This window comes from Arthrobacter sp. NPDC056886 (assembly GCF_042788715.1).
Taxonomy (GTDB): Bacteria; Actinomycetota; Actinomycetes; order Actinomycetales; family Micrococcaceae; genus Arthrobacter.
The window spans coordinates 20,249-32,144 of the sequence record NZ_JBHUBT010000015.1; the positions used below are offsets into that span (position 1 = coordinate 20,249).

At 69.0% G+C, this 11,896-nt stretch carries 14 protein-coding genes; 11 read left to right on the top strand and 3 right to left on the bottom strand.

Translation table 11 applies throughout. The features are described from left to right. The first annotated feature begins 111 nt into the window (after window positions 1-111). Genes ACFRJ8_RS21325 through ACFRJ8_RS21355 form a run of 7 tightly spaced genes read left to right on the top strand, consistent with a single transcriptional unit; the run spans window position 112 to window position 6,919 of the window. The gene (locus ACFRJ8_RS21325; RefSeq protein ID WP_377988363.1) at window positions 112-855 is read left to right on the top strand and encodes a response regulator transcription factor; all 744 of its coding nucleotides are present in this window, start codon (window positions 112-114) and stop codon (window positions 853-855) included. Beyond that, window positions 842-2,257 carry a sensor histidine kinase gene (locus ACFRJ8_RS21330; RefSeq protein ID WP_377988364.1) on the top strand — a complete coding sequence of 472 codons (1,416 nt, stop codon included), beginning with the start codon at window positions 842-844 and terminating at the stop codon, window positions 2,255-2,257. The genes ACFRJ8_RS21325 and ACFRJ8_RS21330 overlap by 14 nt, the downstream gene beginning before the upstream one ends. Before the next feature lie 35 nt (window positions 2,258-2,292). Next, a complete protein-coding gene (locus ACFRJ8_RS21335) occupies window positions 2,293-4,125 on the top strand; it encodes a molybdopterin-dependent oxidoreductase (RefSeq protein WP_377988365.1) in 1,833 nt (610 codons plus the stop codon). A 26-nt stretch (window positions 4,126-4,151) separates the two neighbouring features. Next, window positions 4,152-5,375, top strand: coding sequence for a gephyrin-like molybdotransferase Glp (gene glp, locus ACFRJ8_RS21340; protein WP_377988366.1), 1,224 nt, complete (start codon window positions 4,152-4,154; stop codon window positions 5,373-5,375). Further along, the gene (gene moaC, locus ACFRJ8_RS21345) at window positions 5,363-5,899 is read left to right on the top strand and encodes a cyclic pyranopterin monophosphate synthase MoaC (protein ID WP_377988367.1); all 537 of its coding nucleotides are present in this window, start codon (window positions 5,363-5,365) and stop codon (window positions 5,897-5,899) included. The genes glp and moaC overlap by 13 nt, the downstream gene beginning before the upstream one ends. Next, window positions 5,896-6,408, top strand: coding sequence for a MogA/MoaB family molybdenum cofactor biosynthesis protein (locus ACFRJ8_RS21350; RefSeq protein ID WP_377988368.1), 513 nt, complete (start codon window positions 5,896-5,898; stop codon window positions 6,406-6,408). The genes moaC and ACFRJ8_RS21350 overlap by 4 nt, the downstream gene beginning before the upstream one ends. Next, on the top strand, window positions 6,398-6,919 hold the full coding sequence (locus ACFRJ8_RS21355; protein ID WP_377988369.1) for a molybdenum cofactor biosynthesis protein MoaE: 522 nt from the start codon (window positions 6,398-6,400) through the stop codon (window positions 6,917-6,919). The genes ACFRJ8_RS21350 and ACFRJ8_RS21355 overlap by 11 nt, the downstream gene beginning before the upstream one ends. 19 nt (window positions 6,920-6,938) lie before the next feature. Here ACFRJ8_RS21355 and ACFRJ8_RS21360 read toward each other — a convergent pair whose 3' ends face one another. Together ACFRJ8_RS21360 and ACFRJ8_RS21365 are read right to left on the bottom strand one after the other, a co-directional pair. Next, on the bottom strand, window positions 6,939-7,397 hold the full coding sequence (locus tag ACFRJ8_RS21360; protein WP_377988370.1) for a Clp protease N-terminal domain-containing protein: 459 nt from the start codon (window positions 7,395-7,397) through the stop codon (window positions 6,939-6,941). A gap of 7 nt (window positions 7,398-7,404) precedes the next feature. Continuing rightward, a complete protein-coding gene (locus tag ACFRJ8_RS21365; RefSeq protein WP_377988371.1) occupies window positions 7,405-7,608 on the bottom strand; it encodes a helix-turn-helix domain-containing protein in 204 nt (67 codons plus the stop codon). Window positions 7,609-7,814: 206 nt separating this feature from the next. Here ACFRJ8_RS21365 and dapB point away from each other — a divergent pair, with 206 nt between their 5' ends. Next, entirely contained in the window at window positions 7,815-8,573 is a 759-nt protein-coding gene (dapB, locus tag ACFRJ8_RS21370; protein WP_377988372.1) for a 4-hydroxy-tetrahydrodipicolinate reductase, read from the top strand. Between the two features lie 5 nt (window positions 8,574-8,578). Then, complete coding sequence (locus tag ACFRJ8_RS21375; protein WP_377988373.1) at window positions 8,579-9,061, top strand: hypothetical protein; 483 nt, start codon at window positions 8,579-8,581, stop codon at window positions 9,059-9,061. Window positions 9,062-9,160: 99 nt separating this feature from the next. On the opposite strand, the gene ACFRJ8_RS21380 is transcribed toward ACFRJ8_RS21375, so the two are convergent. Further along, complete coding sequence (locus ACFRJ8_RS21380; RefSeq protein ID WP_377988374.1) at window positions 9,161-10,414, bottom strand: heparan-alpha-glucosaminide N-acetyltransferase domain-containing protein; 1,254 nt, start codon at window positions 10,412-10,414, stop codon at window positions 9,161-9,163. 92 nt (window positions 10,415-10,506) lie between these two features. Between ACFRJ8_RS21380 and ACFRJ8_RS21385 the strand changes: the two genes are divergently transcribed. After that, window positions 10,507-11,076, top strand: coding sequence for a hypothetical protein (locus tag ACFRJ8_RS21385; RefSeq protein WP_377988375.1), 570 nt, complete (start codon window positions 10,507-10,509; stop codon window positions 11,074-11,076). Then, window positions 11,073-11,849 carry a carbon-nitrogen hydrolase family protein gene (locus tag ACFRJ8_RS21390; protein ID WP_377988376.1) on the top strand — a complete coding sequence of 259 codons (777 nt, stop codon included), beginning with the start codon at window positions 11,073-11,075 and terminating at the stop codon, window positions 11,847-11,849. Before ACFRJ8_RS21385 ends, ACFRJ8_RS21390 begins: the two co-directional genes overlap by 4 nt. The last annotated feature ends 47 nt before the right edge of the window (window positions 11,850-11,896 follow it).

Sequence of the window (11,896 nt, forward strand, 5' to 3'; positions counted from 1 at the left end):
CCGGCCCACGTCACAGCCGCATGACGGCACGGATATTACGTGTTCGGGAAGGATGTCCCGCGGGAATCCGGAGCCCTGCCCGCGGCGCGGCCGCGAACCTATGCTGGAAGCGTGAACAACACCCAGCCGGCCCCGGAGGCAACGGAACACCGGCGCATCCTCCTCGTCGAAGACGAGCCGACCATCGCCGGTGTGGTCCGCGACTACCTCGTCCAGGCGGGATTCCAGGTGGTCCTCGCCGCCGATGGGTTCACCGCCCTGCGCCTCGCAGCCGAACGCCGCCCGGACCTGGTGCTGCTGGACCGGATGCTCCCGGGCCTGGACGGCGTGGAAGTCTGCCGCCGGCTCCGTGCGGCACACAGTGTCCCGGTCATCATGCTCACGGCCCTCGGAACTGAGGACGACCGCATCCTTGGCCTGGAAGCCGGCGCGGACGACTACGTCACCAAACCGTTCTCGCCGCGTGAGCTGGTCCTGCGGGTCCGCTCGGTCCTGCGCCGGAGCGTTCCCGAATTCAGCCCGGAGCCCTCCGTCGAAGTGGGCGGCTTCGACCTCAGCCCGGCAGCGCGCACCGTCTCCCGGCATGGCAGGCCCTTGGCGCTGACTGCCCGGGAATTTGACCTGCTGGCCTTCATGCTCCGCCGCCCGCGGCAGGTTTTCAGCCGCGAGGAACTCATGAAGGCCGTCTGGGGCTGGGACTATGGGGACCTGTCTACAGTGACGGTCCACGTGCGCAGGCTGCGGGAGAAGATCGAGGACGACCCCACGCGCCCCACCGTGCTGAAAACGGTCTGGGGCGTGGGCTACCGGCTGGACCCCAGCGACCAGGAAGAGTCCGCCGGTGCAGACCTCTGAACTCCTGACCATCATCGGCTGGGCCCTGGCATGGGGAGCCGTGATCGGAGCCGCGTCGCTGCTCATCCTGAAATCGCTGCGCAGGGCATCGTTCGCGGTCCAGATCTGCGTGGTGGTGCTCGCCGCCGTCGCGGTCCTGACCGCCGGAATGGTCAGCGCCTTCAACGCCATGTTCATCTCGGCACGGGACCTCGAGGTCATGTGGTACGTCCTGGCCGTGGCCTCGGCTGTGGCTGTTTCGATCGCCCTCGTGCTCGGATCAAGGGTGTCGCGGAACGCCAAGGCGCTGGCCGACGCCGCCAGGAGCATCGGCCGCGGCGAGAGCCCCGGGATCCAGTCACCGGTGATGAGCCACGAACTTGCCACCCTCGCCGCCGAGCTCGAATCCAGCAGCCGCATGCTGGAGGCATCCCGGCAGCGTGAGGCCGCCGTCGAGAACGCCCGCCGCGAACTGGTCAGCTGGATCTCGCACGATCTGCGGACGCCGCTGGCAAGCATGCGGGCCATGACCGAGGCCCTGGAGGACGGCATGGCGGCGGACGTTCCCGGCTACTACCGCAAGATCATCGCCCAGACCGACCTCATGGCCGGCATGGTCAACGACCTCCTGGAGCTGTCGAAGATCCACGCCGGAACCATGCGGCTCAAGGCCGAACCGCTGGACCTGTACGACCTCGCCAGCGACGCCATTGCCGATCTCGCCGCGCTGGCGCAGCAGCATGGCATTACGCTCGACGGTGGTGGCCGGCGGGAAAGCCTGGCCCTCGCCGACGGCCCTTCGATGGGGCGGGCCATCCGGAATGTGGTGCTCAACGCGATCGTCCACAGCGCGCCCGGTTCCCGCGTCACCGTCGAGGTCGGCCGGGAAGGGGACCGTGCCGTCGTCGCGGTCACGGACGGCTGCGGCGGGATCCCAGAGGCAGACCTCCCGCACCTGTTCGAGACCGGCTGGCAGAAGGACCCGGCCCGGAGACGGCCCGGCCGTTGGGCTGCCGGGGACGACGGTGCTGGAATGAACGGTGCTGGGATGGACGCCGCCGGGATGGACGGTGCCGGGATGGACGGAGGAGTCCCGAACGACGCTGACCTCGTGCCCGGGCCGGCCGGGGCGGCAGGCACCATGCGCTACAGCGGCGCCGGGCTTGGCCTGAGCATTGTCGCCGGAATAGTCAGTGCCCATCAGGGCACCGTCACCGTGGAAAACGTCGACGGCGGATGCCGGTTCTCGCTGCTGCTTCCTGGCCAGGGACCTGGCGGTGAGGCATCACCTGCAGACGCGCCAAACGCCGCCGTGGCAGCTGCCGGGGGAGTAACTGCAAGGGAAGCAGCTGCAGCGCGAGCCCAGGACCGAATTGCCCGCCCCGATGCGGACGAACAGCTCCGGGCGGGGCGGACACAGTGAGCAGGGGCGTTGGCTTAGACGGGCAGGGGAAGGACATGGACGAGACACTCGCGGGCAAGGCCCACGAACAAGACGGCACACAGGGGCAGCGAGGCTGGGCCCGGCAGCAGCCCACCCATCAACAGCGCACGCAGGAGCCACCCACCCTGCAACTGCGCAGTCAACAACCACCCACGCGGCAACGGCGCGAGCGGGACCTGTGGGCCGCCGCGGCCGGCCTGGTGGCCGTGGGGACCGCCGTAGTGCTCGGTGAACTCGCGGCCAGCCTGGTGAGCCCCACGGTTTCTCCGGTGACCGCCGTGGGCGGGGCCGTGATCGACACCGTCCCGCCGGGCGTCAAAGAGTGGGTTATCTCCGTGTTTGGCACGGCAGACAAAGTGGCCCTCCTGGTCGGCATGGCGCTGGTCATCGCCGCGCTCGCGGCCCTGGCCGGTGTCCTTGAAGTGCGGCGCCGCTTCGCCGGGGTGATTCTCATTGCGGTGTTCGGCGCGGTAGGCCTCATGGCCGTGCTGAGCCGGGCAGACCTGACCGCCAACGCCATCCCCGTCCCGGTGCTCGTGGCACTGGTGGGAATCGCGCTGTTGCGGTGGCTCGTCCGGAAACTGTTGGAGTGGCAGCCGGTGGCGGGCGACGCTCCGGCGCCGGAGACCGCGCAGCCGGATGCCCCTGCAGACGCGCAGCCTGTCGTGCAGGACGCCCCCGCCGCCGCGGAGCCTGCCCCCGCCGCACCGCAGCCTGCCGTACCGGAAGCCCCCGCCGCCGCGGAGCCGGCTCACGCTACAGCCAATGAAACCGGGCCCGCCCGGCGCCGCTTCCTGCTGGCCCTCGGCGGGACCGCAGCCGTTGCCGCCGTCGCCGGGGTGCTCGCCTCCACGCTCAGGGGAGCAACCGCCGTCGTCAGTGACGTGCGCAGCAAGCTGGTCCTCCCGAAGCCCGCCATCCCCGCACCGCCCGTACCGGCGGGAGCCGAATTCCGGCTGGCCGGTCTGACCCCGCTCGTGACGCCGAACAGGGAGTTCTACCGGATCGACACCGCCCTGCGGGTCCCGCTGGTGGACCCGGCGGAATGGACCCTGAAGGTCACGGGCCTGGTGGAACGCGAGATCGAGCTCGACTTCGCCACCCTCCTGGCCAAGCCCCTGACGGAACGCCACGTGACTATCGCCTGCGTGTCCAACGAGGTGGGCGGGGATCTGATCGGCAACGCCCGCTGGCTCGGTTGGCCCGTACGCGAATTGCTCGCCATGGCCGGGCCCAAGGCCGGGGCGGACATGGTGCTCTCCCGCAGCACGGACGGCTGGACGGCCGGGACACCGCTCGAGGCCCTCACGGACAGCCGCGACGCCCTGCTGGTGGTGGGAATGAACGGTGAACCGCTCCCGCTGGAACACGGGTTCCCCGTCCGGCTGATCGTGCCCGGGCTGTACGGCTACGTCTCGGCCACGAAGTGGGTCACCGAGCTGAAAGTGACCCGTTACGCGGACGACGTCGCTTACTGGACGCCGCGCGGCTGGAGCGAGCGCGGGCCCATCAAGACCTCATCCCGCATTGACGTGCCGCGCGACGGCAGCAGGGTGACGGCGGGGACCGTGGTGTTCGGCGGCGTGGCGTGGGACCAGCACACGGGCATCGGCAAAGTGGAGCTGCGCGTCAACCGCGGCGATTGGCACCAGGCCGAGCTGGCCCCGGGCATCTCCAAAGACACGTGGTACCAGTGGAAGCTGGCGTTGCCGCTGACGCCGGGACAGTACGAGGTCCAGGTCCGGGCGACGGCCCTGGACGGGGTGCCGCAGGTCGAGGAGTCCGCCCCGGTCGCGCCCAACGGAGCCACCGGTTTCCACACGGTTAGAGTTGACGTGAAGTCCTAGCGAGCCGAGCAAAGGTCAGGAAACGTATGCACCGCACCGAGACAAGGCACGTCAGCGTTCAAGCGCACCGGGACAAGGTGCGCGCACTGCTGGCCCCGCTCCGCACCGAGGAGCGGGTGGAACAGCTTCCGCTGCTCGAAGCCTTGGGCCGGGGCCTTGCCGCCGATATCCTGGCGCCGCTGGACCTTCCCCCCTTTGCCAACTCGCAGATGGACGGCTTCGCGATCCGCAGCGGCGACGTGCCCAACGGCGGCGCCGAACTGCGCGTCGTCGCGCCCGTCCCCGCGGGTGCCGCACCGGCCGACCTCGCCGCCCGCACGGCCGCCCCGATCATGACCGGCGCGATGATGCCGGCCGGCGCCGACGCCGTCGTGCCCATTGAACAGGCCGTGCCCGATTCCTTCCCCGCGCCCGGGGAGCCCGCCACGGTCCACCTGCCCGCCGCGGCTGCAGGAACGTTTGTGCGCGATGCCGGCAGCGACATCCGGTCCGGCGAGCTCGCCCTCGGTGCGGGGACCTTCCTCGGCCCCGGCCAGCTGGGACTGCTGGCGGCCATGGGCTACACGGAGGTGCCCGTCCATTCCTGCCTCCGGGTGCTTCTGGTCACCACCGGCGACGAAGTGGTGGAACCGGGCAACCCGCTGGGACCGGGCAAGATCTTCGACTCCAACGGCACGCTGCTCGAGTCCTCCATGCGCCAGGCCGGGCTCCGGGTCACCCGGACCGGCGTCTCCACAGACCAACCGGACGAGCTCGCCGTGTTGCTGCGCCGGCATGGCCCAGGCGCGGACCTGATCGTCACCACCGGCGGGGTCAGCAAGGGTGCCTATGAGGTGGTGCGGCAGGCGATGGCGGGGCACGACGTCGAATTCGGCGCCGTGGCGATGCAGCCGGGCGGTCCGCAGGGGATCGGCAGCTTCGACGGTGTTCCGGTGCTGGGGTTCCCCGGCAACCCGGTGAGCTGCCTGGTGTCCTTTGAGATGTTCCTGCGCCCTGTCCTCACGGAGCTGTTCGGCGCTCCGGCGCCCCGGCCAGCCGTGCGGGCGCGCCTCGCCGAACCGCTGACCTCCCCGCCGGGCAAGCACCAGGTCCGGCGCGGCACGCTGGCTCCGGACGGTACGGTCCGGCTGGAGGGCGGTGCGGGCTCGCACCTGGTCCACGCCCTGGCCCGCTCCAACGCCCTGGTTCATGTTCCCGAGGGGACTGCGGCACTCGCAGCGGGCGACGAAGTGGAAGTATGGATCCTGTGAATGAAGCAGAAAACCCTGAAGCGGATGCCGCACCAGCGGCCAACACCGCGGCGGACCACACCCGCCTGACCCACCTCCGCCACGACGGCACGGCCCAAATGGTGGATGTGTCCAACAAGGCACAGTCCACGCGGGAGGCCACGGCCACCGCGACCGTCCGCAGCACGGCCGAGGTCCTTTCCCTCCTCGGCGACGGCGAGCTCCCGAAGGGCGACGCCCTGGCCGTTGCCCGCATCGCCGGGATCATGGCGGCCAAGAAGACGCCGGATCTGATCCCGCTGTGCCACCCGCTGCCCATCGCGAAAGTCACCATCGACTTTGAGCTCGACACCGACTCCGTGACGGTGTTTGCCACGGTCAAGACCCGAGGTGTCACCGGGGTCGAAATGGAAGCGCTGACCGCGGCGTCGATCGCGGCACTGAGCGTGTACGACATGATCAAGGCCGTGGACAAGCACGCGGTCCTGACCGACATTAGAGTGCTCGCCAAAAGCGGCGGCAAGAGCGGGGACTGGACCCTATGAACATGCCCGAACCGCACCGCCACGGAGACGCCACCGGCCGGAAGGCCGGCGTCGTGATCGCCTCCACCCGAGCGGCCGCCGGTATTTATGAGGACCTCACCGGTCCCGTCATCATCGATTGGCTCACCGAACACGGCTTTGAGCCGTTTCCTGCCATGGTGGTGCCGGACGGAGCGCCAGTCGGGGCCGCGCTGAGGGCCCTCCTGAGCCAGCAGCCCGCCGTCATCATCACCAGTGGCGGCACAGGGCTGAGCCCCACTGACGCGACGCCCGAGCAGACCCTGCCCCTGCTGGACCGGGAAATCCCGGGCATCATGGAGGGCATCCGGAGCGCCGGGGCAACCAAGACGCCGATGGCCATGCTCAGCCGGGGCCACGCGGGCGCGGCCGGCCAGACCTTCATCGTGAACCTCCCCGGATCCCCGAAAGGCGTGATGGACGGTCTGGGCGTGCTGGATCCCATTCTTGGACATCTTTGCGACCAGCTGGAAGGCAGCCATGGGCACTGAAACTGGATTTGAAATCGTGCACGCCGTGCTGAGCTCCGAGCCGATTTCCGTGGACCAGGCCATTGCGGCGGTCGAGTCGGACACCGCAGGAGCGGTGGTCAGCTTCAGCGGCGTCGTCCGCAACCACGACGGCGGCAAGCAGGTTTCCCGGCTCAGCTACAGCGCCCACCCGACGGCGCACCAGGTGATGGCCGACGTCGTCGCCGGGCTTGTGGCGGAGCACTCGGCCCCTGCCGGCGGCCAGGCTCCCGGCGGATCCCCGGACGGCGCCGCCGCCGGTGCCGAGGGCACCGGGGAACAGCATCAGCCGGTGCGGATCTGGGCGGCCCACAGGATCGGCATGCTGGAGATCGGCGACCCTGCCCTGGTCTGCGCCGTCTCCGCGGCCCACCGCGGCCAGGCCTTCGAGGTCTGCGCCGAACTCGTGGACCGGATCAAGGCTCAAGTGCCGATCTGGAAGGAACAGTTTTTCACCGACGGCACTGTCGAGTGGGTCGGGGCAGGGGAGTAGTCAGCAAGCTAGCGCGCGATCAGGAGGAAAGAACCCTGCGCCGGACCTCGGCCCGGTCCACCCCCAGTTCATTGAGGAGCGCGGCTGCCGGATCATGTTCCTCACGGTCCAGCAGCGACAACAGAAGATTCGCGGTAGTGATCTGTCGTGACTTCTGGTCCACGGCGTACCGGAGCATGCCTTCCATTACCTGCCGGGCACCTGAGCTGAAGGGCGGCTTTTTGCCCCGGCTGGGCATGGTGACGCGTTCAAAGCCTTGGGCATCTATGCCGATCGACGCGAGTGCTGTGCGGTCTAGCGCCGCTGCCGCTGCCCGTGCCTGATCCAGCGTGACGCCAAGAATGCCTGCCGGACCGGGATCGTGAAGCGCCCCCAGCAGCAGATGGTCCGTGCCCAGCCGCTTGTCACCGCTGTGGCGGGCCTCTTCCATCGCAAAGCCAAGGATCTTACGGGTGTCGTCTGAAAATCGTTCAAACATCGCGATCTCACTCTCGGTATTTTGCGTGAACGGACTGCCGCGAGACGCCCAGGGCGTCACCGATCTGCTCCCAGGTCCATCCCTGGCGTCGCGCAGCTCGTACCTGCGCTGCCTCGACCTGCTCTGCCAGGCGATGCAGAGCTCCGACCGCCCGCAGGCCGATAGCGGGGTCAAGTGAATGAATCTGCGCGGACAGGTCGTCGGTCTCCATGGCTGTCAGTCTAGGTTGACGCGGCGGGCGCGTCAATCCAGCTTGACAGCCGCGGGCTGGAATGGACCACGTGTGTACCGCCCGCATCGCCGGCATCGCGGGGCGGCGCACGGGCTTCATGGCGATCGGACTGTCCGGGGCGGCGGACCTGTAATCCAAACACGCCGGTTCCGGAACGCAACGCCCCCGGCGGTAGGGTTGATGGCATGATCGAACAACTCTCAGTCGCCGTGCTGGGCGCTAGCGGGCGTATGGGCGAAGAAGCCGTGAAGGCCATCGACGCCGCCGCGGACCTGAAGCTCGTTGCGGCCCTTGGCCGCAACGACTCCCTTGACACGCTGGTCAGTTCCGGCGCGCAGATCGTGGTGGACCTGACCGTCCCCGAAAGCACCGAAGCGAACGTCCGTTTCGCCGTCGAGCACGGCATGCACGCCGTTGTCGGCACTACCGGCTGGGATGCCCAGCGGCTCGCGGGGCTGGAGGAACTCCTTGCCGGCCAGCCCGGCGTCGGCGTCCTCATCGCCCCCAACTTCGCCCTCGGCTCGGTCCTTGCCTCCGCCTTCGCCGCCAAAGCGTCCAAGTACTTCGAGTCCGTCGAAATCATTGAACTGCACCACCCGGACAAGGTCGATGCCCCCTCCGGCACTGCTGTGCGCACGGCGCAGCTGATCTCAGCCGAGCGCACCGACGCCGGCGTGCCTTCCAGCCCGGACGCCACCACCACAGAGCTCGCGGGCGCCCGCGGCACCGACATCGACGGCATCCGGGTCCACAGCGTCCGGCTCAGTGGTCTCGTCGCGCATCAGGAGGTCCTGCTGGGCGGGCCGGGGGAGCAGCTGACCATCCGCCACGACTCCTTCGACCGCGCCTCCTTCATGCCCGGAGTGCTGCTGGGGATCCGCAACGTCGCCGCGCACCCCGGTCTCACCGTGGGGCTCGACGGCTACCTGGACCTGGGGTTCTGAGTCCGATGTCCGCCGTCTTGACAGCCCTGAAAGCCAACCGCACCAAGATTTGGGTGGGGGCTGTCACGCTGCTGCTCGTGTTCTACCTGGTGGTGTCCCTCCAACGTTCCGTGCTCCTGATGTCGGACCCCAGCCTCGTGGCGAAGGCGATCGGCGCCGCCTACCTGGTGCTGCCGGTCATTGGCGCGTGGGCCATGATCCGGGAGCTGCTGTTTGGGGCCCGCACGGAGCGTTTGGCGAAGATCCTCGAAGCCGAGGGGGGCCTGCCGGAGGACACCCTGCCGCGCACGCCCGCCGGCCGGATCATCCGCGAAGCCGCCGACCTCGAATTTGAGAAGTACCGCGCCGAGGCCGAAGCCGCCCCCGAGGACTGGCGTTCCTGGTTCCGGCTCAGCTGTGCCTACGATGCCGCCGGAGACCGCAAGCGGGCCCGCGCCTCGATGCGCGACGCCGTGCGGATGTTCCGCGCCGGCGTGCAGGGGTCGTAGCGTGCAGAAGCCCTAGCAAGTCGTGGCCGGCCGCTGAGCCCCGCCGGGTCCGGCCGCGGCACGGCTGCGGCGTGCCTCGAGGAGTAAGGCCGGCAGCGGCTAGCGGAAGCGCTGAGGCTGCCGGCCTTGAGCCGGCTGGTAGTTGCCTACCTGGTTGGCCGCATGGGTTACCCACTCCAGCGGTCCGCGCCATGCCAGTGCCGCGAAAACGGCGCCAGTCACCAGCACCCCGATGGCCTGCGCCCAGTACACACCCTCCACGGTCCAGCCGGGCAGCAGTGGCTGATCGTGCAGGGCCCCCATGATGCACAGATGCGCCGTGTAGAGGCTCAGTGTCATGGCCCCGGCTCCGCGCAGCGGGAGCAGCAGATCAAGTTCCACCCAGTTGCCCAGCCGGCCGAGCAGCAGACACACGCCGATCACGGCGGCAGCGGTCCCCGAGGTGTGCAGCAGATCCAGTGTGGTGCCGGCGTGCGGTGCACTGGAAGCCAGCCACCACGCCGAGCCCGACTGTTCGACGCCGGCAAGGTTGACCTGCAGCAGACTCGCCAGCGGGTAGGTGGGATCGCCGATCTGCGCCTCCAGCGCCTGCCTGCCGCCCCAGTCCTCCATCATGACTATCCCCAGCCACTTGGAAATGATGGCCACCACCGTTCCGGCGGCCAGCAGCAGGAACGGCGCCGCTGCTTTCGACAGCGCCATCCGGCCGATCGCGAGCCCCACCAGGAGATAGGCGATCCACTGCAGCACGGGGTAGTAGCCCGTGAGGAAGAGGTCGCCAAGCAGCCTGTCCGGTGTGGCCAGGTCCTCCCAGCCCGGGTTGTGCCCCAGTCGCAGGGGCGGATCGGCGGACAGCAGCCAGGGCCGCAGCAGGAAGGCCAGGACCGGGGCTGCCAGGATCCAGGCGGCGGCCAGCACCAGTAGGCGTTTCACCCCGAGCCCCACAAAGGGCAGCACGCACAGGAACAGGAGGGCATAGTGGACCAAAATGATCGCGATGTTGACTTCCAGGCCGCCCAGGGAGAGCCCGACGGCGCCGATCACGAGCGCCCGTAGGGCGATGCCCCGGCGCGCCGCCCAGAGTTCGGGGCCTTGAAAGGGCTGCTGCTTCCCCGTGGACAGCGCGAGGCCGACTCCGGCCAGCACGGCGAACAGCGCGGCTGCCCGTCCGGAAAATGCCAGCCCGATCCAGGTGGGCGTGAGTTGTGAATCCGACTCAAAGGTGGCCAGCACGTGGGTGGCCATCATGGCCAGCAGCGCCAGCCCGCGTGCGGCGTCAATGCCGGCCAGTCGGGTACCGGAGGAGGTGCCCTTGACTGTCCGGGAAGCAGTGGTCGTTCCGCGCGCGGTCATCATCTGATCGTCTCATGTTCGGCCGGCCCGCAGCTGCAGTTAGTCTCGGACCGGGCCTTGTATTCGAATATATGTTCGAATAACATGAGCGCATGGACAACGCCTCAGAGCCCGCCTTCCTGAATCCGGAATTTCCAACCCCGGAATTCACCGCCCGGAAAATCACCGGCCCGGAAATCATCGGCCCGGAAATCGCAGGCCGGGAGACCGCTGGCCCGAAATTTACCGGCCGGGCAATCTCAAGCCGGGAACTTGCGGGTGGGCAACATCCGGGCCCGGATCCATCAGGTCCTTGTCTGGCCAACACCCCGCCCCGTGGACGATCGAACGGCGAGCCGGGGGCGGGCGTCCTCAAAGCCATGAGCCCGGGCGTCGTGGACTTCCTCTTCCGGCGCCTGGTCGCCGGGGAGCCGGCCGAGGACGTCCAGTGGGGCAAGGAAGGCACAGCGCTGGCTGTGCAGCCGCCGGGAGCGGAACTGGCCCGGCGGCTGGCCGAGACCGACCTCGACGCTCTCACTCCGACAGAGCTGTTCCATTACGTGCGGGCGGCCCAGCGCCTTGCCGCCTGGGCGGAGGCCCTGCGCGAAACCGCCGTCGCGCGGTACTGCTCGGCGCCATCGGCGCCCTCCGGGAAAGACGAGGTGCCTAGGATGGCAGAGTGACTGCTGGCTCAATCATTGGCTCAATCACCGCCCTGACGCTGTCCGCCATCCAATACGAGGCCCTGGACGGCGGCGTTGCCGCCAACGTGCCCGAGCACATCCGGCTGATCGAAGACGCCGAGTCGCACGGAGCCCGGCTGGTCATCTTTCCTGAGCTCTCGCTGACGGGGTACCGGCTGGACCTGCTGGAGGGGCCGGGGGAGTGGCTGAGCGCTGCTGACGGGCGGCTGGACGGCATCCGGGAAATCTGCCGGCGCACCGGAATAACCGCCGTGGTCGGAGCCGCGTTCAAGGAGGAAGACGGCACGCCGCGGCTGGCCTCCCTCGCGGTCCACCCCGCAGGCGTCATCGAGGCCAGCTTTAAGACGCACCTGCACGCTTCGGAGCAGGACCTCTTCGTGGCCGGCAGCCAACCCACCATCTTGGAAATTGACGGGTGGAAGGTTGCCTTGGCAATCTGCTTCGACGCCGCCCGGCCCGGCCACGCGGAATGGGCCGCGGCAGCCGGTGCGGACATCTATGCCGCCTCGGCTCTCTACACCGCTGGCGAAGACCACCGGCTGGGACTGCACCTTGGCGCCCGCGCCATGGACAACCGGATGTTTTCCGTCCTGGCGAATCTGGCAGGCGCCACGGGGCTCGGACCTTCCTGCGGGTTGAGCGGCTTCTGGGGTCCGGATGGGCTTCCGCTCCGGCAGGCGGCCGGCACCGGCACCGAAGTCTTGACGGCGAGCCTCCAGCACAGCGTTCTGGCGCGATTTCGGCGGCCCTGAGTCCGGCCGGACCGCGGAAACGTGACGTGCGGCCTGGCGAGTTTGAC